The 23,761-nt window shown below is 35.6% G+C and carries 23 protein-coding genes; 18 read left to right on the forward strand and 5 right to left on the reverse strand.

Translation table 11 applies throughout. The annotated features are described in order from the left end of the window. Nucleotides 1-21: 21 nt before the first annotated feature. Nucleotides 22-573: a biotin transporter BioY gene (locus I5435_RS09595; protein ID WP_025219337.1), complete on the forward strand. Its 552-nt coding sequence runs from the start codon at nucleotides 22-24 to the stop codon at nucleotides 571-573. Between the two features lie 13 nt (nucleotides 574-586). Then, a complete protein-coding gene (locus tag I5435_RS09600; protein ID WP_337983675.1) occupies nucleotides 587-2,170 on the forward strand; it encodes an amidohydrolase in 1,584 nt (527 codons plus the stop codon). 27 nt (nucleotides 2,171-2,197) lie between these two features. Here the strand turns inward: I5435_RS09600 and I5435_RS09605 are convergent, their stop codons facing one another. Continuing rightward, complete coding sequence (locus I5435_RS09605) at nucleotides 2,198-2,407, reverse strand: hypothetical protein (protein WP_024363634.1); 210 nt, start codon at nucleotides 2,405-2,407, stop codon at nucleotides 2,198-2,200. A 325-nt stretch (nucleotides 2,408-2,732) separates the two neighbouring features. Between I5435_RS09605 and I5435_RS09610 the strand changes: the two genes are divergently transcribed. The 7 genes from I5435_RS09610 to I5435_RS09640 all read left to right on the forward strand — a co-directional run bounded on the left by I5435_RS09610 (nucleotide 2,733) and on the right by I5435_RS09640 (nucleotide 10,629). Further along, complete coding sequence (locus I5435_RS09610; protein WP_337983676.1) at nucleotides 2,733-4,502, forward strand: glycerophosphoryl diester phosphodiesterase membrane domain-containing protein; 1,770 nt, start codon at nucleotides 2,733-2,735, stop codon at nucleotides 4,500-4,502. A gap of 124 nt (nucleotides 4,503-4,626) precedes the next feature. Continuing rightward, nucleotides 4,627-5,565 (forward strand): stalk domain-containing protein, encoded by a 939-nt coding sequence (locus I5435_RS09615; RefSeq protein WP_337983677.1) that lies wholly within the window; start codon nucleotides 4,627-4,629, stop codon nucleotides 5,563-5,565. An 80-nt stretch (nucleotides 5,566-5,645) separates the two neighbouring features. Next, nucleotides 5,646-7,000 (forward strand): IS3 family transposase gene (locus I5435_RS09620; protein WP_337983678.1). Its coding sequence is split into 2 segments (ribosomal slippage): nucleotides 5,646-6,099 and nucleotides 6,099-7,000, totalling 1,356 coding nucleotides; the frame shifts between segments, so codons are not numbered across the junction. A 198-nt stretch (nucleotides 7,001-7,198) separates the two neighbouring features. Continuing rightward, nucleotides 7,199-7,804, forward strand: a complete 606-nt coding sequence (locus I5435_RS09625; RefSeq protein WP_337983679.1) for a class I SAM-dependent methyltransferase — start codon at nucleotides 7,199-7,201, stop codon at nucleotides 7,802-7,804. Beyond that, nucleotides 7,782-8,465, forward strand: a complete 684-nt coding sequence (locus I5435_RS09630) for a response regulator transcription factor (protein ID WP_024363637.1) — start codon at nucleotides 7,782-7,784, stop codon at nucleotides 8,463-8,465. The genes I5435_RS09625 and I5435_RS09630 overlap by 23 nt, the downstream gene beginning before the upstream one ends. Then, the gene (locus tag I5435_RS09635; protein WP_108030945.1) at nucleotides 8,462-9,550 is read left to right on the forward strand and encodes a sensor histidine kinase; all 1,089 of its coding nucleotides are present in this window, start codon (nucleotides 8,462-8,464) and stop codon (nucleotides 9,548-9,550) included. The genes I5435_RS09630 and I5435_RS09635 overlap by 4 nt, the downstream gene beginning before the upstream one ends. A 275-nt stretch (nucleotides 9,551-9,825) precedes the next feature. Then, nucleotides 9,826-10,629, forward strand: coding sequence for a hypothetical protein (locus tag I5435_RS09640; protein WP_337983680.1), 804 nt, complete (start codon nucleotides 9,826-9,828; stop codon nucleotides 10,627-10,629). Between the two features lie 139 nt (nucleotides 10,630-10,768). Here I5435_RS09640 and fumC read toward each other — a convergent pair whose 3' ends face one another. From fumC to I5435_RS09655, 3 genes are all read right to left on the reverse strand, one after another. Then, a complete protein-coding gene (gene fumC, locus I5435_RS09645) occupies nucleotides 10,769-12,157 on the reverse strand; it encodes a class II fumarate hydratase (protein ID WP_337983681.1) in 1,389 nt (462 codons plus the stop codon). A gap of 311 nt (nucleotides 12,158-12,468) precedes the next feature. After that, nucleotides 12,469-12,687, reverse strand: a complete 219-nt coding sequence (locus I5435_RS09650) for a hypothetical protein (protein WP_024363641.1) — start codon at nucleotides 12,685-12,687, stop codon at nucleotides 12,469-12,471. A 152-nt stretch (nucleotides 12,688-12,839) separates the two neighbouring features. Beyond that, nucleotides 12,840-14,459: an ABC1 kinase family protein gene (locus I5435_RS09655; protein ID WP_337983682.1), complete on the reverse strand. Its 1,620-nt coding sequence runs from the start codon at nucleotides 14,457-14,459 to the stop codon at nucleotides 12,840-12,842. A gap of 284 nt (nucleotides 14,460-14,743) precedes the next feature. On the opposite strand from I5435_RS09655, the gene I5435_RS09660 reads away from it, so the two are divergent. The 5 genes from I5435_RS09660 to I5435_RS09680 all read left to right on the forward strand — a co-directional run bounded on the left by I5435_RS09660 (nucleotide 14,744) and on the right by I5435_RS09680 (nucleotide 19,206). After that, a complete protein-coding gene (locus I5435_RS09660; protein WP_024363643.1) occupies nucleotides 14,744-15,430 on the forward strand; it encodes a DUF421 domain-containing protein in 687 nt (228 codons plus the stop codon). Nucleotides 15,431-15,566: 136 nt separating this feature from the next. Continuing rightward, nucleotides 15,567-16,115, forward strand: coding sequence for a pyridoxamine 5'-phosphate oxidase family protein (locus I5435_RS09665; protein ID WP_024363644.1), 549 nt, complete (start codon nucleotides 15,567-15,569; stop codon nucleotides 16,113-16,115). Nucleotides 16,116-16,839: 724 nt separating this feature from the next. Next, complete coding sequence (locus I5435_RS09670) at nucleotides 16,840-17,568, forward strand: AAA family ATPase (protein ID WP_025219343.1); 729 nt, start codon at nucleotides 16,840-16,842, stop codon at nucleotides 17,566-17,568. Further along, nucleotides 17,565-18,788 (forward strand): GNAT family N-acetyltransferase, encoded by a 1,224-nt coding sequence (locus I5435_RS09675; protein ID WP_337983683.1) that lies wholly within the window; start codon nucleotides 17,565-17,567, stop codon nucleotides 18,786-18,788. Before I5435_RS09670 ends, I5435_RS09675 begins: the two co-directional genes overlap by 4 nt. Before the next feature lie 103 nt (nucleotides 18,789-18,891). Then, nucleotides 18,892-19,206, forward strand: a complete 315-nt coding sequence (locus tag I5435_RS09680) for a TIGR04104 family putative zinc finger protein (RefSeq protein WP_167492655.1) — start codon at nucleotides 18,892-18,894, stop codon at nucleotides 19,204-19,206. A 37-nt stretch (nucleotides 19,207-19,243) separates the two neighbouring features. Here the strand turns inward: I5435_RS09680 and pdxR are convergent, their stop codons facing one another. Continuing rightward, nucleotides 19,244-20,647, reverse strand: coding sequence for a MocR-like pyridoxine biosynthesis transcription factor PdxR (gene pdxR / locus I5435_RS09685; protein ID WP_337983684.1), 1,404 nt, complete (start codon nucleotides 20,645-20,647; stop codon nucleotides 19,244-19,246). A 306-nt stretch (nucleotides 20,648-20,953) separates the two neighbouring features. On the opposite strand from pdxR, the gene I5435_RS09690 reads away from it, so the two are divergent. The 4 genes from I5435_RS09690 (at nucleotide 20,954) to I5435_RS09705 (ending at nucleotide 23,741) form a co-directional block, all read left to right on the forward strand. Next, nucleotides 20,954-21,487: a hypothetical protein gene (locus I5435_RS09690; RefSeq protein WP_024363649.1), complete on the forward strand. Its 534-nt coding sequence runs from the start codon at nucleotides 20,954-20,956 to the stop codon at nucleotides 21,485-21,487. 69 nt (nucleotides 21,488-21,556) lie between these two features. After that, nucleotides 21,557-21,991, forward strand: coding sequence for an SMI1/KNR4 family protein (locus tag I5435_RS09695; protein WP_337983685.1), 435 nt, complete (start codon nucleotides 21,557-21,559; stop codon nucleotides 21,989-21,991). A 129-nt stretch (nucleotides 21,992-22,120) separates the two neighbouring features. Further along, nucleotides 22,121-22,792 (forward strand): hypothetical protein, encoded by a 672-nt coding sequence (locus tag I5435_RS09700; protein WP_108030938.1) that lies wholly within the window; start codon nucleotides 22,121-22,123, stop codon nucleotides 22,790-22,792. Nucleotides 22,793-23,093: 301 nt separating this feature from the next. Beyond that, entirely contained in the window at nucleotides 23,094-23,741 is a 648-nt protein-coding gene (locus I5435_RS09705; RefSeq protein WP_337983686.1) for a hypothetical protein, read from the forward strand. Nucleotides 23,742-23,761: the final 20 nt, after the last annotated feature.

Genomic DNA, 23,761 nt, shown 5'->3' on the forward strand with positions numbered 1-23,761 from the left:
TAACTAAAGGGGGATTTTCGTTTGAAGAAGAGTAGTACTTACAATTATGTGTTAGCGGCATTCGGAGCGGCTATTATCGCAGTTCTTGCACAGGTTACGATACCGCTACCATTGATTCCAATTACAGGACAAACTTTAGCAGTAGGCTTAGTTGTCACAATATTAGGTACAAAGCTTGGTACACTATCTGTACTTGTATATATTTTACTTGGCACAGCAGGAATACCTGTATTTAGTGGTATGTCAGGGGGATATGGTATTATCATAGGTCCAACAGGCGGATATATTGTAGGCTTCCTTGCAGCGGCTGTTTTAATGGGGGTATACTTAGATAAATTTGGTATTACTTATGTACAAGCAATGATTGCCAACATTATCGGCATGGTTGTAACATTGGCATTCGGTACAGTATGGTTAAAAATTGTTGGTGATTTAACATGGACTGCAGCATTTATGGGAGGAGCCGCACCATTTATTATTGTGGGTGTTCTGAAAGCAGTACTTGCTGCATGGCTTGGTGTTGTTGTACGTCGACGCTTAGTAAGTGCACATTTAATTGAAGCAGTAGCATAGGGGGTTATAAAGGATGGCAACGCTTTGGACAGGTGGAACAATTTATACGATGGAACGAGCTGGTGAAACAGTTGAAGCTGTTCTTGAGAAGGACGGAAAAATTGTGGCAGTAGGAACGGTAGATACCCTATTACCACAGGCAACTACTATCCAGCATTTGCAAGGGAACGTTATGTACCCAGGATTTGTCGATAGCCATTTACATATTATTGGCTATGGAGAGAAGTTACTGCATATAGATGTTTCAAACGTAACTAGTAAGGATGAGCTGCTCCATATCATTGGTGCGCGTATGGAAGGCGTTTCTGCAGAGCAATGGGTTGTTGCCATTGGTATGAATGAAACAGCGTATACAGAGCCCATTTTTCCAACTTTGTCAGAGCTTGACGCACTTGGTGAAGCCCATTTAATTATTAAACGAAGCTGCCATCATTTAATTTTAGCTAATTCTAAAGCACTTGCATTTGCAGGGATTACTAATGAATCACCTTCTCCAGAAGGTGGCATTATTGAAAAAAAACAAGGTCAATTAACAGGAGTTTTAAAAGATACAGCATTGTACTTGATTGTTAACAACATGCCTTATTATACGCCTGCATATATAGAGGAAGCGCTTCAAAAATCTGTTGCATCTCTTCAATCTTATGGTTTAGTTGGAGGGCATTCAGAAGATTTAAGCTACTTTGGGCCACCGAGTCAACCAATTCAAGCTTTTCGTAAAATTGTGGATGCCGAAAAATCTTTTAAAGTGCATTTATTACAGCACCATTCCGTTTTTGAGGAAGTTGCGTTGTTAAAGGAACAATCAACGCCGTATGTGGAATTTGGTGCTATGAAAATATTCGTCGATGGTGCTTTTGGTGGCCATACTGCTGCACTGCGTGAGCCTTATTGTGATGATCCAGATAATTATGGCATACTTGTACATTCGACAGCCCAATTAGAGCAATATGTGCAACTTGCACGGCGCTATGGACAAACAGTAGCTGTGCACGCAATCGGAGATTTAGCCATTGAGACAATACTAAATGTTTTCGCGGCATATCCACCTCTTGAGGGGCAACTAGATCGTTTAATTCATTGTAGCCTAGTTGATGAAGCGATTTTAGACAAGTTGGCAGCATTACCGATAGCCGTAGATATGCAACCACAGTTTGTACAAGGCGAATATTTAGCTGAAATAGTAAAATTAGGTGAGAAACGTTCACAAGGTCTACATCCACTAAAATCTCTTTTAGATAGAGGGCTGATTGTAGCAGGAGGTAGTGATGCACCCATTGAAGTGCCGAATCCGTTATACGGAATTTATGCTGCCGTGGCAAGACGAAATTTTGGAGAGAGTCATGAAGGCTTTGGTCCTCAGGAGAAAATTTCGCGCTTTGAAGCGGTGCGTTTGTATACAGTTGGGTCTGCTGAAATCATCGGTCAGGAGCATAGGCGAGGTAAGATAAAAGAAGGATTTAGTGCTGATTTTACCGTGTTCGACGATGATATTTTTACAGTTGATATTGAAAAAATCCCACATATTCAAGTTGCATATACAGTTGTCGATGGTCGTATCGTTTATGAACAGACAAAAAATCGTTGTGAGGCATAGCCACACAACGATTTTTTGATGTTTCTCCTATTGTCTTTTTGATAAATTGTGCACTTGTTCCTCCAAATCTCGGACACGTGTTGTCAGTTCATCCACATGTTGTTGTAGTGTGTCTCGAGAAGGAAGGACGGCTGTAGACTTTACATTTTTAATCATTTTTATCATAACGAAAAACATAGCAAGAAAAATGAGAAGAATAAAAATAGTACTAATGATGTCCCCAATATGTAGTTGCAACTGGATTTCCCCTCCAAATTTTATTTGCTATCTGTATTTACTGGATGGGCAAGTAAAAAGTTTCAATTTTTTAACGAACATTGCATACAAATATGACAATTGCCTCAAATAAAGGCATAAATAAAATGCCGCAGATGTTTAAATGCGCTTACAAGTCGCATGAAAAGTCTGGGTGCCATTCCATACAGCCGTAATGGATAACATTTTCTATGTTGAGAGTAAATTGAATTACAATATCTATCATACGTTAGTAAGAAGAAATAACTTAAAACGGATAGCAAATTGTCAATCAGGAAATGGGATAGTACGAAACTGGGGTGAGGGAATGCAAAAAGCTCGTCAAATTATGCGACAAGCCATCTATAACATTTATACGTATCGTATCGACTATATACGGGTTTTCGTTATGATTCGTGTATTTCAATTTTCACTAGCAATACCGGTGTCAACACTCGTTTTTAATGTAATGCTTAATGTAACGGGCTACACGCATATAACGGAACAAAATTTACAAAGTTTTTTAATGCACCCCTTTGTCATAGCGATGATGATCCTTTTAGTAATGGTCGTATTGCTCTTTATTTACTATGAGATGGGTTTTCTGTTTATAATGGCTTTTAATCAGCAAAGGGGTACTCGTTATCGGTTTTTGACAATGTGGCAACAACTAAATCGAAAACTTCCTTATTTTTATAGCTTACAAGTTCTTTATTTATTTATCTATATAGCTCTTTTATTGCCCTTAGCTTCATTTGTACTCCCTCTTTGGCTAACACAGGGGATAGCTATTCCACACTTTATGACAAATGAAATAATGGGTACACCTACAGGTAGAATACTGTATGCTGCTGTTGCTAGTATCTTAGTGATGGTTGGAATAAGGAGTATGTTGACATTGCCTATTTTTACAATACAGCCAAAAATTTCACTGAGGCAATCATTTCTCCAAAGTTGGCGTTTTTCAAGACGGGGCTTGTTTAAACTACTTGTATTATTGGCAATGGTTTTAACGATTCATTTATTACTTTTAATCGTTGTAACAGTAGTCGGTATACTACCACTATTTTTCCTGGAACGATTTATGCCAAGCACAGCGCTGTTAACAGCAGGATTTACTTTGGCATTTCTTGAAATGGCCTTTATTGTGCTGTTTAGTCTGTTGCAAGCTATGTTTTCACAAGTCATGGTTGCCATTACGTATAATACGCGTGTTTTGGCTCTAACAAGAAACGCTTATCAAAACAAACGCTATTTTCCTTTGCCATTAGTGCTTTGTGTTATTTTTTCAATTTTAAGCATAATCAATATTTTTTCGTTAGAGAAAAGTGTGTACGCACCAGATACTAAAATTATTGCACATCGTGGTTATACAGCAGGCAATGTGGAAAATACAATTAGCGGGCTTGTTAGTGCAGCGAGTGCAGGTGCAGACTTAATTGAACTAGATATTCAGCAAACAGTAGATGGAGAATTTGTGGTCTTTCATGATCGTACATTAAGGCGTCTAGCAGGGAAAAATGGGGTTATTGCCAATATGACGCTAAGTGAATTAAAAACCATTACAATTTATGAGAATGGGATGAGCGATAAAATTTCTTCATTGGATGATTTTATCGAAATTGCCAAGGCGCTAGATGTTACATTATTAATTGAGTTAAAAGTACATGGGAAAGAAAGAGAAGACCTATTGCCTCGATTAGTAGAAAAGTTACGCGCCTATAAAGTGCTTGATACGTACTATGTACAGTCCTCAGATGCGCAATTGATGACACAACTTAAAAATATAACACCTCATTTGCGTGTAGGAATTGTTTATGCGCTGAATATTGGACCGATGGATCATTTAACTGTAGATTTCATTGCGTTAGAAGCATCGTGGGTGGACGAGAGCTTAATTGCAGAACTCAATGCTCAACATCTAGATTTGTTTATCTGGACTTTAAATAAGGATCGTTCTTTACAGGAATTTATTGAGAAAAACGTTTCGGGCGTAATTACAGATCATCCAGATATAGCGTTAGAGATAAGAGCAAAACAAAGTGAACAGCAATACTTTCTACAACGCGTCCTAAATCGATTATCATTCATCTTTTAGCTCTGTGAAGTGGCAATTATTCTCTTTTGAAATTTTTTTGAAAATAATATGGTAATAATGTAACCATTTCCTTTTACAATCGACTACTTCAATGAACTCGTGAAATGAAGGAGATGTATTTTTTATGAAAATGACAAAGGTCGTACCATTTGCAATGACAGCATTATTATTAGGGGGCGTTGCAATCGCTCCAACTGCATCAGCAAATGAAGGAGAAGCAGTTGTCACAAATGCCCAACAGGATGAACAAACGCCACAAGTGCAGCCGGTTTTTATTAAAGTAGCCGGTACAATTGAAAGCGTGGAAGAACGTAATAATGCAACGTATTACACAACGAAAGATGGCGAAAATACGAACGTCTTTGTCGTAAATAAGGACACACTTATTTTTGATAATACGGGGAAAGAAGTAAAGCTACAAAAAGGTGATAAAGTAACAGCATATACGTATGCAAATAAGCCAATGCTGATGATATATCCACCACAGTATAATCCAGAAGTTATAATCGTGGAAACAAAGGAAATGGGTAGTGTCACTGTTGACTTTTTCAATAAGGATTTAGTCAATACGGATAACAGTTTAAAATTAAATGTTGGCAAAGAAACGGTGATCCAAAGCCAATCAGCTAAAGAAGTCTCAGCTAAAGATTTAGCCGAACAACATTTACTTGTGTTCTATACAATTACAACAAGAAGTATTCCTGCACAAACACCGCCAACAAAAGTCATTGTGTTAGATGCTACAGCGAAAGAACAAGGTGAAGAAACAGAGGAAGCTTCAGCTAATGCAGCAGTACAAGAAATTATTAAAACAGATTTTTATGAAGTGGATGGTACAACAATGGTGCCATTACGTCTAATTGCAGAAGAATTAGGCTTTAAAGTGGAATCAACAGGTACTGGCGCTATTGTTTCAAAAGGGGCGCTATCCTACACAATTACACGTGGTGAAAAAGCATACGGCTACAATAAAGCACTTCGTTACTTTAAAGTAGCACCTGCGTTATTAGAACCAACGAAAACGTATGTACCTATTGAATTTTTTGAAGAATTAATGCAATAACATGTCCCAAACCCCTCCAAAGTACAATGAACTGCACCCCAATTGTTAGACACATCTAACAATTGGAGGTGCAGTTTTTAATGGCAAAATATACTGCAGAGGAAAAATTACAAGCAGCTTTACGATACTTAGAAGGCAAAGAAAGTTCACATGAAATTGCTAAATCGATTGGGACAGATCATAAGGCTATTCTTAACTGGGCTAAACAATATGAGTATAACGGTGTTGAAGCGTTTATAAAATCATATACAAACTATACAGCACAGTTTAAACTAGACGTACTAAACTTCATGATTGAGCACGGCACGTCCTTAATAGAAACAGCGGCTATCTTTGGTATAGCAGCTCCATCGTCCATTATTCATTGGCGAAAACAGTTTGAAACAAAAGGATTCGATGCCCTTCAATCAAAGGAAAAGGGGCGTCCATCCATGAAAAAAGAAACCAATAAACAACCAAAACATACACCAGTAGAAGGCTCACCAGAAGCACTTCAAGCTCGTATCAAGCAGCTTGAAATGGAAAACGAGTATTTAAAAAAGTTGAACGCCTTAGTTCAAGCCAAAGAAACATCACCAAAGAAGACAAAGTAAAGGTCATCTATGAATTAAGGCATAAATACTCGGTGAAGGCACTTGTCGAATTCGCACAGATTCCACGTAGTACGTATTATGACATAGTGAAGAAACTGAATCGTCCCGATCCAGATACCGACTTAAAGGCTGAAATTCAATCCATCTATAACGAACATGAAGGGCGTTACGGATACCTTCGCATTCGTGATGAACTCGCAAATCGTGGACGAAGAGTGAATCATAAGAAAGTACAACGTATCATGAAAACACTTCGTTTAAAGTGCGTAGTCAGAATGAAAAAGTATAAATCATATAAAGGGACAGTCGGTAAAATCGCACCGAATATTTTAGACCGCAAATTTACAGCTGAAGCCCCTAATGAAAAGTGGGTAACAGATATTTCAGAGTTTAAATTGTTTGGTGAAAAACTCTATTTATCCCCTGTTTTAGACTTATTTAACGGAGAAATTATTACTTACACAATTGGTCATCGACCAACGTATTCACTTGTCTCAGAAATGTTGGAGAAAGCATTAGAGAAGTTACCAGAGGAACGCCAATTACTGATGCATTCCGATCAAGGCTGGCATTATCAAATGAAGCAATACCGTCACGCACTTGCATCAAAAGGCATTGTGCAAAGTATGTCACGTAAAGGCAACTGTTATGACAACTCGGTGATGGAGAATTTCTTTGGGATTTTGAAATCGGAATTCCTTTATTTAAAGGAGTTCGAAAGTGTTGAGCATTTTAAATTGGAACTTGAAAACTATATAACGTATTACAATACGAAACGAATTAAGGCAAAATTAAAACTGAGTCCGGTACAATACCGAACTCAGTTTACCCAAGCTGCCTAAATGAAATAACCGTGTCTAACTTTTAGGGGTCACTTCAAAATGGAGGGGTTTTTTTACTATATTAAAAACTGAATATTCTAAATATTTTCGGTGACTGGCACTTATTTTTCTTCAGGATTCTTAAGGTTTTTCGGCATGTTCTTTTAAGGTTTGATTTCTAAAGTAAGATTATGAATTCAAACCAAGAGGTGAATAATTGTGAAAAAGCTTTCTTTTTTATTTCAATTTATGGTGAATCCTAAAACGATAGGCGCGATTGTGCCAAGTTCGAGTTTTCTAGGTGATAAAATGATTGAAAAAATTGACTTTACAAAAGCAAAATATATAGTTGAATATGGCCCAGGTACAGGTGTTTTCACAGAAAAATTGCTTGCCAAAAAAAATGCCAAGACGGTTGTATTATTAGTAGAAAATAATTTGAAATTTTGTTCGTTGCTTAAACAACGCTATAAAGACCATGATAATGTATACATTAAATGTGGATCTGCTGAAAATATTGAAACATATTTGCAAGAGTATCATATTCCTTATGCTGATTACGTTATTTCAGGGCTTCCATTTTCGAGTTTGCCCGAAAAGTTATCATACAAGATTTTAGACAACACTACAAAAATTCTAAAAGACAATGGATTGTTCATTACATTTCAATATACAAAATGTAAAAAGGCATTCATTAAACAGTTTTTTGCCAAATTAGAAATAACAAGAGAATATAGAAATTGGCCACCTGCTTACATCTTTAGCTGTGCTATAGCAAATAAACATCCGGAGGAAATAGTAGATGTCAAAAATACTAATTGTTGACGATGATAAAGAGATAAGAAATCTGATTGCAGTATATTTAGAAAATGAAGGGATGGAAACTGAAAAGGCAGAAGATGCAGTGGAAGCATTACAAATGCTCGAAAAAAAAGCGTTTGACCTTATTGTTTTAGATATTATGATGCCGAAAATGGATGGTATCGAAGCATGCTTGAAGATTCGGGAAGAGCGTAGCATGCCTATTATTATGCTTTCAGCAAAATCAGAGGATATGGATAAAATTAAAGGACTTGCTGCTGGTGCTGATGATTATTTATCTAAACCATTTAATCCATTGGAATTAATCGCTAGGGTGAAATCCCAATTAAGAAGGTATAAAAAGTACAATACGGAAACTACTTTCGTAAAAAGTGTAATCGAGATAGGGAATCTAACAATCAATACAGATACACGTCAAATTTGGGTACAACAGCAAGAAATTAGATTAACACCAAAAGAGTTCGACATTTTAGAACTGCTTGCTCGAAACAAAGGGATTGTTTTAAGTATTGCAAAAATTTATGAGGCAGTTTGGAAGAATGACTTTTATAAATCTGATAATACGGTGATGGTGCACATTACAAAAATTAGAGAAAAAATCGAGGACGATCCAAAACATCCAATTTATATTAAGACAATTTGGGGTGTGGGGTATAAAATATGAGAACGATTAAGTTTCGTCATAAAATCTCTTTTCAGCTTCTTATGATGATTGTCATCAGTTTATTCGGTGCTATTTTTGTGATGAGTATTATATCTCGTCCTATATTTGAGTTAATTAATTTCATCATGAACAATAATCATCTCAATGTATGGCAAGCAAGTGTAGCTTTTACTGCTTGGTTTTCAACAGCCATTATAACTTTTGTGTTAATTTTTAGCATGCTAATAAGGAAAAAAATCATGTATGTCAAGTTAATCTCCGATACCGTTCAACAAATTGCAAGTGGAGAACTAGGACAAACAATTGATATTAAAGGGAAAGACGAACTATCTCAGCTAGCGATAAATATCAATTACATGTCGCAAGAGTTAGAACAGAAATTTATACATGAAAGACAAATAGAAAAAGAAAAAAACGAGCTTATTACAAATATATCCCATGATTTACGGACACCATTAACATCAATCATTGGCTATTTGAAATTGTTAAAGGATGGTCAATATACACATAAAGAACAACTTCAAGAATACTTGGAAACGATTTATTCCAAATCATTAAGACTAAAAAATCTGATTGATGAACTGTTTGAATTTACCCGTTTATCGAGCCCTGATGTGAAGTTGAATTTGAGCAATGTGGACATGGCGAGTTTACTACAGCAAATCGTAGGAGAGTATAGTCCAATATTCGAAGAGCAACAATTGACTGTTCAAAATTTAATCACTGATGAAGACATACATGCTGTAATCGATATTGAAAAAATTGTGCGTGTTTATGAAAACCTTTTTATTAATGCGATAAAATACAGCGAAAAACCATCAGCATTACTAATATCGTTTGAGGCTAATCATAATACTGCCATTTTAAAAGTATCAAACAGAATGGCAAACGCTCCAATGGATAATATCAATAAAATGTTTGAACGGTTTTTTAGAGGGGATAAAGCGAGAATGGATGCACAAGGTAGTGGTCTGGGCCTTTCCATTTCAAAAAGAATTATGGAGCTGCATCATGGCGATATTTGTGCAGAGTACAAAAATGGTTGGATTACGTTTACTGTTGAACTTCCAATTAAAGAAAATTAATTTAAGAAAATGGAAATTACCTTGTTGTATCATATTGCAGGGGGGAGTTGGGAGTGACCAACGACATGCAGTTTCGCTATTTGTCTTTGCTGAACATTGGACAAATTGTAGATGTCCAAAAAATTGGTAAGAATAAACTATTTGAGAATAACTTTTAACCTAAGCAAGACAAGAAGGGGAAAAGTTATTTTTGATAGTTTTTTGACGGCTAAATCTATTTATTGGTAAAATAACAATAGATTAGTAGAATTGAATCAAGAAGTAGGAGGAGAATAGTGAAAAAATTTTTTCTAATGTTACTTGCAGCATTTGTAGTATTAATGGTTAGTCCATCAACATCCAAAGCGAAAGTAATCTATGACGGCGTAGAAATTGTCAAAGGGCAAACGGGGAAGCTAACGTTTTCGAAAGATGTAAAAGTGTATAAGAAAAATGCCAATGGTCAGTTTGAATCGATGTTAGTCAAAAAGGGAAATTACTTCCGTGTATATAATATTGAAAAATATAATAAACAAACATATTATTGGATGAGCTCTGGATATCGTGTACAAGCAAGCGATTTAACTGTATTTAAAGCGATTCCGTTTAAACAACGTGTACAATTTTATCAAAATCCTGCCTATATGTGGATTAATAGAGATAAACCGTTTTACTCGTTTTATAATGAGAGTGATAGTTTGGCAACGCATGCACACTCTTATTATACCTATCTAAATAAATGGGGGAATTTTATCTTTGAACAGGGGGAACTTGTCAATACATATGATATGAGTTTTGTAGGTGGCGGTATTGAAAAGCGAACAATTGATCCAACAGATATTCAACTAATCGAACCGCAAGTTGTGAATAAGGATATATTATTTATTGTCACAAAAGATACGGTACAGCATATTAAACCATATTTAATTAACAATAACGATTATTATCAAAGACTTGCACGTCCATTGCCAACAGGTACTGTTCTTAAAAGTGCAGGTTTTAAAATTGGTAACTATTATGCAGTGACGTTTAATAGTGAATCTGACCTTTACAGCACATTTTTCGTTCCTGAAAGCTATGTAGTTGAAAAGGCGAATTAAATCGCGGGTAAACCAGCGTAAATCGCGGGTAAACCACCACGAACTGCTAATAGGGGTGGAATTCAACGATGGCAGTATTAACACGACCATCAAAATATAAAGGCACCAAGAGTTCAAAACTTCTTGGTGCCTTTTGTATTTATGCATTCGGATAAATCATTGTAGCTGGATCAACATATTCATCGAACTGTTCTTCAGTTAATAAGCCTGAAGCGATGGCCGCTTCTTTTAGAGTCGTGCCTTCTTTATGTGCTTTCTTCGCAATTTTTGCCGCATTTTCATAGCCAATATAAGGGTTTAAGGCTGTTACAAGCATTAGCGAGTTTTGCAAGTTATGATCCAGTACCTCTTTGTTTGGTTCGATGCCGATAGCGCAGTGATCATTAAATGATTTCATCGTATCTGCTAGCAGACGTGTCGATTGTAGGAAATTGTAAATAATAACAGGTTTAAAGACATTCAGTTCAAAATTACCTTGCGAAGCGGCAAAGGCAATTGTTGCATCGTTCCCAACTACTTGCGTAACGACCATTGTCATCGCTTCACTTTGCGTCGGATTCACTTTACCTGGCATAATGGATGAGCCTGGTTCATTTTCTGGAATAGTAATTTCACCAATACCAGAGCGTGGACCACTTGCTAGCCAACGTACGTCATTGGCAATCTTCATCAAATCAGCAGCAAGTGCTTTTAATGCACCATGTGCCACAACCGCTTCATCATGACTTGTTAAAGCATGGAATTTATTTGCTGCGGAAGTGAACTGTTTGCCCGTTAGTTCACTAATTTCAGCTGCTACACGCTCACCAAATTCAGGATGTGCATTAATACCCGTTCCGACAGCCGTACCGCCAATCGCAAGCTCTTTCATGTAGTCCACATTATGTTTAATCATTTGCTCGGATTTACCTAGCATAGCAGACCAGCCACTAATTTCTTGTCCCAATGTCAGCGGGGTAGCATCTTGTAAATGGGTACGTCCAATTTTAATAATATCTTTAAATTGCTCTGCTTTATCATCCAACGTTGCCTTTAATAAACGAAGGCGAGGCAGTAGATAGTCTTCTACTTTTAGTACGGCTGCAATATGCAACGCAGTTGGAAACGTATCGTTCGAGCTTTGAGATTTATTGACATCGTCATTTGGGTGAATGCGGTCAGCTTCGCCAGCATCTTGTAAAATTTGGTTTGCACGATGCGCAATCACCTCGTTGACATTCATATTCGATTGGGTACCACTACCAGTTTGCCAGACAACAAGTGGGAATTGATCGTCCCATTGACCATTTAAAATTTCATCTGCCGCTTGCACAATTGCATTGGCTTTAATATCCGAAAGCTTTCCTAATTTATTATTTGCGATTGCTGCACTTTTCTTTAAAATCGCCATAGCTTGAATCAATTCAATCGGCATGTGTTCAGTACCAATTTGAAAATTCTCTTTACTACGTTGGGTTTGAGCACCCCAAATTTTGTTGGCAGGTACTTTGATCTCACCCATAGTGTCTTTTTCAATACGATAATCCATTGAGAACAGCTCCTTCAATTTATGTAACTAAAAAACGGATATTCTTAGTGTGATGTAAGAATATCCGTTTAATGCATGTTTATTTCAAAAAATAAGGGGGGATTCTGAAATAAACAGTTTAGAGAAAAGAAATAATCTATATGATAATGATAATTGTTATCAATTAAAAAGTCAATTGTTCTGCTCAATAAAAATACTATTAATGAGAATAGTTCGCATTTTGTTCAAAAAAATCAATTATTATTGCGAGTACTGTTATGTTTTTTGTCTACCCACACCTTGTATGTTGATAAACATAAAAAAGGGAAGAACTATCTTTTCTTCTTCCCAAGATCTTTTGTTAAAGGTTGTTTTTTTGATATTTTTTCAAAAAGCACAATGACATGATACTGGCGCTCATTCATTTGAATAACGTCCACTACTTTTGCTTTTCGACCTTTAATTTGGATGTTTTCATCAATAGTTGGAATGCGAATTAATAGCTGATTCAAAACGGAAATCTTATTTTCATAAAAATGAACAACATGCATTTTCGCAGTTCTCCTTATTTTGTATTTTAGTCAATTTATGAGTAACTGGCTGATTATAGAACAGTTGGTATAACAGGATAAATAGCATGAAAATCCCATTGGAAAGCATAAGGAAAGCCTCCTAAACGTTAGAATTAGGAGGCTAATGTTATCTATAGCGTTTTTTTGGAGAGCCGTTGTAACCATCTTTTTTGTTTCCAACTACTTACGATATAAAAAAGACTAGAAAGTGCTAATACGCCACTCGATGCTTTTATAAGGAGGGCATATTGTAAATACAGGCCAAAGAAAACTGCGCCTAATGCTAGTACACTAATGATAAAGGCTTGCTTTTTTTGATTTTCATAAATTGCAAAGACAAAATCCCTTTGCTGCAATGCATCTTTTTGTACTAACATTCGCTGGGGTGTCTCCACAAGGTCTTGCAGGGAATGGAATACTTTAAAAATTGGGAGCGCATTAAGCCATTGTAAAACAGTTTTCCAATTATTTGAGCTTCCTTGCTTGATCCAATCTGAAAATACAGGTTTAATAATGTCTAAAATTTCTTTCTCTGGATTAAGGGTCAGCAACATACCTTCAATTGTCACAAACGAGCGCCCTAAAAAGATAAATCGTGTAGGAACTTGTATAGGAAGTAATTTTATCATGTCATTCATTTCTTTTTTGACAGCAAATACATCCATTTCCTTTACTTTGTTTAAATCCAATAGTAGTACTTCTCTTAGAAGATTTTCAATGATTTTTAAATCCGCTCCTAGTAGTAAAAATCCTAAATTTTTTAATGTTTCAGCCGCTTGAGCATAATTTTTTAATAAAATAGCCTGCATTAAAATTTGAAAATTGGCTGCATCTTTTCTTGATATTTCGCCAACCATACCAAAATCAAGAAGGACAATTGTACCATCCTCCGTTACTAGCACATTGCCAGCGTGCGGATCAGCATGAAATAGCCCAGCCTCTAGCCATTGTGGTAAGAAAATGCGCATTAATCGCTCAGATAATGCTTCTTTATCAATTTGATTGGAAGTTAAAAATGCGTTATCTGTTATTCTTGCACCATCTATCCATTCCATTACTAATACTTGAGAGGTGCTAAGTTCGGGATACGCACTAGGAATCTTAAGTTCATCAATCGATGCAAAGCGTTCGCGAAAATGTGTCATGGTGTCTAGTTCTTTATTAAAATCTAATTCCCTACTGATGACATGTTTGACTTCATTAAAAAGCAATTTAAAATTAATAAAGCCTTTAGGTACTGGAGCAATATATTGCGCAAACCACATAATAATAGCTAGCGAACGAAAATCCGTTCGCATAATAGTTGGTATAGTGGGTCGCTGTACTTTAATTGCTACATTCGTACCATCCTTTAACTTTCCGCGATAAACCTCTCCAATGGATGCGGAAGCGACAGCTTTTGTCTCGATTGAAAGAAGTACATGGTCAACAGGACTTCCCCATTCTTTTTCCAAAACAAGTTGAATGTCTTCCCAAGGAGAGGGAGGGACTTGATCTACTAAATCCTGTATTTGGCTAATAAAACTTTTTGGTAGTAAATCTTCGCGAATACTTAAAAGTTGTCCGACTTTAATCAACACACCTTCGAGTTCAAATAACGTTTCTCGAAATTGTCGACCAAGCTTTTCCCAGAGCATTTCCCATTGTGGTTCCGATTTTTTTCGAATGCGAAACCAATAAACTTGCAACAACATGGAAAAAGCGAAGGAAAGTATTTTCCACATACGATACCAACTTTTCCTTTTTTTCATGCGACATACCTCCGATTTTTTATTTGAGCAAAAAGACAAATTATATGTAAATATTTCCTATAAATCGAATATCTAAATCATACACCAATTGCCAATCTAAATGGATTGTATTTTATGTATCAATCTAATAAAAAATAGCACTGAAATTAACCTTAGGGGTTATTTATGCCTTACAAATACTTCTTCTAGAAGCAAGCTAGTGGTGAGAACAAGGAATGCACCTAGTTTTGAGTGTATGTTATGGACTGCATAACGCATTCTATTGTATAGATAGGAGTGGTGATATGAAAGATGTAAGCTACTTACAAATAGCCATAGAAACAGTTGTAACTTTTTTCGTACTTCTTGCCCTCACACGTTTTTTAGGGAAAAAACAATTAAGTCAACTTACTTTTTTCAATTACGTAACAGGAATCACAATTGGCTCGATTGCCGCAAATATGATTGTTTTAAGTACTAAAGATTACATGAAAGATTTGGTAAGCTTAATTATTTGGTGTTCGTTGACGACACTAATCGGCTATATTAGTTTGAAATCAGGGAAAATAAGAATGTTGCTTGACGGTCAGCCTACAATTGTTATAAAACATGGCAAAATCGATCGAAAAGCATTGAAGCGAACCGGTGTCAATATTGATGACTTAACGATGATGATTAGACAATATCAAGTTTTTTCAATTGATGAAATAGATTTTGCCATTCTAGAACCGAATGGTACGCTTAGTATTCTTAAGAAACCGCCATTTCAAGGTACCCAAAAAATAGATATAAACATCTCACCAGAAAATCCACCTTTTTTGCCAATTGAAATAATATCAGATGGAAAATTATTGAAAAGAAATTTATTAGAAGTTGGGAAAAATCGACAATGGTTAAAAGATGAACTGAAAAAGATGTCTATCGAAAATATTGAAGAAGTATTCTATGCTGAAATCCAATCGAATGGGCAATTATTTATCCAAAAATATTAGACCAGCACGTAATTTTAAATACGTGCTGGTTTTTTAACAGTTTCTTGTACCCATGGATATTCCCAAAACTGTCCCTTCTTAATCGCACGGTTCTATTATAAACTTCCAATATCATAGGTAAGGAGAAGTGATATGGATGGAAACTAATATTCGTAAGGCGGATCGAATGTGTACAAATGAAGGGCAAATTTATAACTTTTTACGAGAAGCTCAAACAGCTTTTCTTGGCTTGGTAGATCATAACATGCCATATGTCATTCCGCTTAATTTTGTATTCAAAGAAGGGATTTTTTATATTCATGGCGCAAATGAAGGAAGAAAAATCACCATCTTACATACGAATTCAAATGCTTGTATGACCATAAGTGAAAATTACGGAACAATTGCCGATCCGATTCCTGCTAATACAGATACTGCTTATATGAGCGTTATCGCAAACGGTATCATCGAAGTAGTAACAAATTTAGACGAAGCAACGGCAGCAATGCAAGCAATGCTAGATAAATATGTCCCAGCTTACTATCAAGCGCCCTTATCAAAAGCACATGTTGAGAAGTATCAATCTTCTTTAGGAAGTAAAACGATTGTTCTAAAATTGAAACCAATAACGATGACCGCTAAAGCACATCAAGATAATGGACAAATGAAGTTTTATCCTGGTAGATCCATTCAACAGGATATTTAACATAGCAACTTGACTTGGAAATAATAGTGGGGAATGTTTACACGGTGGCTGCTGGTAAACAATTCGAGAACTCGTTCAAGCGTCTTTGTACTGAATAAGATAGCTATAGTCAGCCTACTGATATTGTTAAAGGAAGCCTTTATGTAATTAAAGTAGTACTGCGGATAACTTCGTCTCTCTATTTTTGGGAGATGGAGTTTTTTAATATAAGAAATAATGAAAAGTAGAGGAGGCTATATGCACATCATAACAAACAATAACGTATCAATGATAGGACTGCTAGCACTTGTAGTTTCTACGCTTTTAACCACTATGAGCTAAGTGTTGAACGCCAATCAAGTATAGGAAGTACCACCCCTTCTTATTCAAATCGTTATAATGGCATAATTTTATTATCTTTATTAGTAATTTGCGCTGGATAACTGAAATATTTCTCGGGAAATATTGTGTAGGTAGTTACTGTAACGGCAAGAGATGTCGTGTTTCCGATATAGGTATGACAAGTAGGTATTCGGTCTTGTTCGCTATTAAAAGGAATGATGAGTTTGTGCTATATTTTAATATTCTGACTTTTATTTCTGTTTAACGCTAGTCTGGTCACCTATTTCCCCTAGTTGGCATTATGCTGTTATAGCTAGCAGGTATTTTTTAATTGTATTTGGAAAAGAAGACCGTTTCACAATAGCTATTGGGAGTTATAATAGTAATAGGGAGGGGAATAAGGATGTATTTAAAAGCATGCAAAGTTTTACAGGACAACATAGAGGAAAAACACCTATATCCTTTTAATATACCTAGTTTGCAGGATTTACAAGAGTTAGCGTTTCCAACGAATGTGACGTTTTTTGTTGGGGAAAATGGCTCTGGAAAATCGACGTTACTGGAAGCTATTGCGGATTGCTGTGAATTTAATACAGCAGGTGGGGGACGTCAAAATACCTATGAAGTACATAAGGCGGAATCGGCATTAGGAGATTATATTCGCTTATCTTGGTGGCCTAAAGTGACGAACGGCTTTTTTCTAAGATCGGAGACGTTTTATCAATTTGCAAGTCATATTGATTTGTTAGAACATCCGAATAAGTATGCTGCATTTGGTGGCAAATCACTACACCACCAATCACATGGCGAGTCCTTTTTATCGCTATTTATGAACCGTTTTAAAGGCAAGGCGATTTATTTATTGGACGAGCCAGAAGCGGCTTTATCACCTACGAGACAACTTAGTCTTCTTAAAATCATGAAAGATTTAGAGCATGAAGCTCAGTTTATTATTGCTACCCATTCGCCCATTTTACTTGGTTATCCGAATGCGACCATTTACAGTTTTGACGATGGGGGAATTGAATCGATTCGATACGAAGACACTATACATTATATTGTAACGAAGCGATTTTTAAATGCACCAGACACTATTTTTGCAGAGCTATTTGATGAGGAGAGAGAATCATGAATCAACGAAAAGGTTTAGTAATGCGAGAAATACGACTTGATGAGATGGCTCAGTCAATTGATTTACTAAATTATGTATTTCAAATGTCTATGTCCATTCATAAGGATCGTCGTTTCGTCAATGCCAAAAGTAAACAGTTCGATGAAGGGCATGCATTTGGCTGGTTTGACGGCTCTCAACTAGTATCACAAATATTAAATTTACCTTTTCAAGTAAATGTACATGGGAAATTTTATGAAATGGGTGGTATTACGGCTGTTGGTACCTATCCAGAATATTCTAGACACGGCTTGATGGAAAGTCTTATTTTGAAATGCCTCGAACAAATGCGAGATGAAGGTCGATATATTTCTTATTTATTTCCTTATTCCATTCCATATTATCGCAAAAAGGGTTGGGAAATTATGAGCGATATTGTGGAGTTTCAAGTAAAAGATACGCAACTCCCTCATTATGGCGGACTAAACGGTAAAATTCGCCGAGTCGATCCAAAAGATGAGGATGTAGTCGCTATTTATGCACGCTATGCCAAAAAAACACATGGCGTTATGGTGCGTAATAGTATTGCGTGGAATGAAAAATTTCAAGAAGACTTTTGGGAAGAAAAGTTTATAGACAGTGATGTCAAACTACAAGCTGCAATCTATTACGATGAGGACGATGTGGCACAAGGTTATATGTTCTACCGTATAATGGAAGAAAATTTCTATATTGATGAGATTGTTTATATGCAGGAAGAAGCTCGTAAAGGGTTATGGAACTTTGTCTCTGCCCATAGCTCAATGGTCTATAACGTGTATGGGAAAACAACGGGCAATGAAGCAGTCGCTTTTTTACTAGAGGATAGTGAAATTATTCAAAAGGTTTCTCCTTACTTTATGGCACGCATTGTGGACGTAAAGGAATTTTTAATGCGTTATCCGTTTATAGGAAGTGACTTCCAACTGCGCTTTGCGGTAACTGACCGTATTGTCGCTTGGAATAATGGTACCTTTGTTGTCACAGTGCAAAGCGGGGAAGTATCTGTTGAGAAGGTGAGCGAACAATTATCCGAAAATGCTATACAACTAACCGTACAGACGTTAGCTACGATGCTATTGGGCTATAAACGACCTAGCTATTTAGAAAAAATCGAGCGCTTACAAGGTGAAGCAATTGAATTGGCCCTTTTAGAAGCTGTTCTACCTGTAGGTATCCCGACATTTATAGATTATTTTTAAAAGAATTTGTGCAGGGAAAACCTGTGCAATTCTTTTTTGCTTTAATGGAGTGCTTCTTTGTGAAAGAATATGGCATAATTAGTGAATGGAGGGGATGCACTGTATGCCAAAATGTATTGAATGTAAGGAGAAATGGACTTGGAAGCAATCGATGCGTTCGATTGTAACATTTTCACGATTTATCAGTTGCCCTTATTGCGCAAAAAAACAAATGCTCACTTCAATGACTCGTATTTCTATTTTACTTTTGGTCTTTGTACCTTATATTACAATGCCCTATGTTATTGAGGAGGAAGTGAAAAGTTCGGCTGTGGCAATAGGAATTGCTATTTATTTATTGACCTTACTGATGATGATGCCGTTGTTAATGGATTTACGGGAAATACCAAAGCATTTGCAAAAATACGCTCAAAAATGATACATAGTAAAAACGCGGGTTTTTGAAAGCCCGCGTTTTAATGTTGTTTGGAACGTAGCAACGGCCATGCTTGTGATAATAATTGAACGCCTTCTTGGATATTCTCGATTGACAACATACTAAATCCTAACTGTAATATTGGTTCAGTGTTTGTCTGTTGCAGATAATACTGGCTAGTTGGGTACACTTTTACACCGCAATGCTCAGCAGCTTGGAGTAGCTCTTCTTCGGTTTGCTGCACATGCAACTTAATCAATACATAAAGACCTGAATGCTCCCCCAATATCGTCATATTGTGCCCGAAATGCTTTTTAAGTTCTTCTACAAGACAGTTCATTTTATGTTTATAAATAATACGCATTCTTTTAATATGACGTGTCCACTCACCCTTTTCCATAAATGCCGCCATCGTTAATTGATGGAGAGAAGAGGCATTATGTTCAAATTGATCAAATTGTTCTTTGTAACGATGGGTAAGTGACTTAGGCAATACCATATAGCTTAATCGAATACCTGGTAAAAAAGATTTTGAAAAAGTTCCCATATAAATAACGCGCGAATGGTTGATAGAGGCAAGCGCCGGAAATGGTTGCTGCGTATAACGAAATTCACTGTCATAATCGTCTTCGATAATGTAACCACGTACTCTTTTTGCCCATTGAATCATCAATTGCCTTTGTTGAATAGACATTGAAACACCGTAAGGGAAATGGTGGGAGGGGGTTACATATAAAAGCCGTGATTGCATGTGTGTCAATAGCTGAAGTTCAGCGCCATGCGCCAAAACAGGTAGTGCTTCCAACTCAAAACCATTTAATGTAAATGATTGACGTGCACCAACATAACCTGGATTTTCAACAATTACACTTGTAAAATCATGCTTCAAAATAAAACCGAGATACAATAACAATTGCTGTGTACTGCTACCAACAATAATATCATCCGCCTCACATTTTACCCCACGTGCTTGAAGTAAGTAGTGAACAAGCTGCTCTCTTAATACAGGCTCCCCAAAAGGATCGCCATACACAAAACTATCTGCTAACTGGAGTGCTCGATTAGCAAATTGTCGCCAAGTTTTTAGCGGAAAATGGGATTGATCGACAGCACCAGCCCGAAAATCAATTTTTATAGCTGGCAACACCTGCTGTATTTTTTCTGTCCTACTTGTTTGTTCCTCTTCCTGTAAAAACACTTGTTCCAATACATTAACGAAATAGCCTTTACGACCTTCACCACGTATGTAGCCTTCCGCTACCAACTGTTCATAAGCAGTTAATGTCGTATTACGACTGACCTGTAATGTCTCCGCCAATCGCCGAATAGAAGGAAGGCAATCATTGGACTGTAAGATTCCTTGCTCAATTAAAGTCTTTAATTGCTGATAAATTTGCTTATATTTCGCCTCATTATTGTGAATAGGAAATATAAAATCGTCCATATCAAAACCTCCATGACATTTTAAAAAATACAAAAAAAGCGCTTTTTATATGTCAGTTACTTATGTATTAGCGTACAGCAATCTTTGTAGAAAGGGAATGCTAATATGCATTTGATATATACTAGTTTGTAATTTTAAATAATGGTAAAATAATGAAAAAGTACAGTGGGAATAAATGGTGTATTTTGAAGCGTTGGAATACACAGGTCAGTATTTCGTAGCGCCGATGATATCAGCAATCTACCAGCACCAAAACAAAAAAAGATTATGTCTATGGCTTAAAGCAGATGGAAGGGAGGGTTTTAATTGTTTGCTCAATGTATTCCTTTTAATGATAATGTGAGGGGTAGAATAGGTGGTAATCCTCCAAAATTCATTGAAGAAAAAATATCTGATGATTACAGGTTTTATGCAACTCTAGTTCATCCAGAAAAAGAGGATGTTATGCTTTCGATTATTATTCATAAGGATTTTGATACTTTATTGGAAAGAAATATATATCCTTCAATTGAAGTACGGGTTATAGAGCATAAATACTCCGAAATTGGAAGAAATACGGATAAGCGTATTTTAGATTTAGGTATAAACTCCATAAGCGATTATTCGCAAAAACAAGGGAATAATTATTTGTTTATTAAAGTTTTAGGAGAACCACGACTTATTCAACCGAAAAGTTATTATGATAAAGAGTTGAAAAATGATAATTACTCCTTTTTTCTACAAATAGACGAAGAAGGCTATAGTGATAATATGGATTATGTATTTATGTACGGTGCATTATATCTATATAAGCATAATGAAACAGGAGAGGTTATTGCTGGTTTCTGGCAATGCTCTTGAACAACCATGCTATAAACTAGAGTCTATTTATCGGATAAATAGACCTATAAAGTGAAGGAGGTATTTATGGTGACTTATGATGAAGTGGAGGCTATTTTATCACAAGTGTTGGACAAAGAATGGGGGGTCTTTGATTCCCCTTCTACACGGGATTGGGAGGCACTAGAATATAAATTTAACTGTAAATTTAGCGACGACTTTAAGATATTTATTACATTAATGTCTAAATATGTGCTTCCGGGAATTTTAAATGTATCAACTGCAGAAAATAATGGCAATGATTTAATAGGATTTGTTTATGATTACGAGATTAAGAATGGTAATTGGGATGCAAATTTGATTCCATTCCTAGACGTAGGAAATGGGGATTATTTTTGTCTTAGTGCCAAAGAAAGTCCGAAATCACCTGTATATTACTACTATAGTGACAATTTTGATGTGGAAGAATATAATAAAAACTTTGAAGAATGGATAAAAAAACTACCTCAATATCATAATGGATAATATTTGAAAACCTTGATCGTTCAAGGTTTTTTATTTAGATAGATTGTTAATAATTCTTTTTTAGAATAGAGTAATGCTAGAAGCTTATAACATTTAATAGACTAGGTCATTGTTATTTGGAGGAAATAAATGAATTTAAATTTTAAGTCTACACCCTTAATCACTAAAACAACAAGAAATATTGATGCGCCTGAAATCAATACTTATTTTCAAACTTATATACCTTCGAGACTAATTGAATTTTGGAAATCTTATAATGAAGTTTCATTTGAAAACGGAATCAATATTTATGGTTTTGACATCGCAATCGAAAGAAACGGTTTGTACGAAGTAAGTACTTATGCACCAGAATATATTTTGATAGGAGATGATGGAGGAGGGCAAGGATTGTTTTTAAAAAAGAATAGCGATCTTAACGTATTCTATCAAGATTTCGGTGCATTATCGTTGCCTTTTTATACTTTAGATACCGATTTATTTAGATGGCTGGAAAATGATGCTGTAATAAAAGATGATGATTTTACTTTAGACGAACCTGATTTGATAGATAAGGTAAAAGTTTATATAGTCAGAAAACCAAATGAAGCAAATAAATTTATTATGGAACTAAGAAAATGTTTTAATTTGAACCTTTCTATTAACGATATAAAAGAAAAACTGAATAGTTTACCTTTTTTGGCTTTCCAAGATATCACAATTATGAAGTATGGCAAAACAATTGAGATTTTAAATCAAAAATACAATTGTATAGAGGTTCGTAATTCAAAGAATGTTATTATAATTAGCCCAGAGAAAAATTAGTTAATATAGCGCAACTACAAAGAAATAAAAACATCACTGTACAATTAGAGATATTTAAAATATTATGGTAAAATAAGGATAAATATTTCGGACATATGTAAAGAAAACGCTAAAAGACGCTTTCATTACATATGTTTTTTATTTACAAAAAAGGTGTGTTGTTCATGCATATATATCGACTTGGAAATGACCATGATTTGAAAGATTTAACTTATTTGAATATGTTAAAAAATGCAAAATAAAAGACCGTTAAAAAATGATGTAGCAAAACATCACATAGAAACGAGAGGATAGACATTTTATGAAACAACTAGAAAAATCAATATTAAAATTTATACAGGCGATGAATGAATATCCAAAAGAAGAATCCCCCGTTGAAAAAAACGGAGGAGTCCGTTATAGGTCAAAATTAGCAAAACTTGATGTAGATGAAAAAATTTATCTTTCTCCTGAATTAGTATTATTTTATCAACAGTGTGAAATAATTTGTAATATACGTCCTGATGGCCATCAATTAGATTGTACAGATATTGACTTAGGGAATAGCCTCCTTTTTTTGTATGCCGCAGATAAATTGGTTCGTAGACAAGAAGGATTTCGTTGGATTGGAACCGAAAAAAGAGAAAATCCAAATTGGAATCCAAATTGGCTTGTAGTTGCAGATAAGGATGATGATCCAATTGTAGTTGTCACAAACCAAGAAAATTCACCTGTTTTTGCAAGTTATGAAACGAGTGCCTTATTTCCAATCGCGGATTCTTTTTCTGTCTTTCTAGATGCTCTTTCGGTGACATTAGAAATAATACATGAAAAATTCAAAGGAGAAATAATGGATGAGGAAACTTTTGAAATCTACGATGATTTTGTTGAAATATTAAAGTCTTCTTTGATTAGTATTTTGAAAAAAGAGGAATACACTGATAATTTAATTGATTACTTATATGGTTAATAAATCAAATGGTAGAGGGG

Origin of the sequence: Lysinibacillus sp. C5.1 (assembly GCF_016350185.1) — a bacterium.
GTDB classification, from domain to species: Bacteria; Bacillota; Bacilli; order Bacillales_A; family Planococcaceae; genus Lysinibacillus; species Lysinibacillus sphaericus.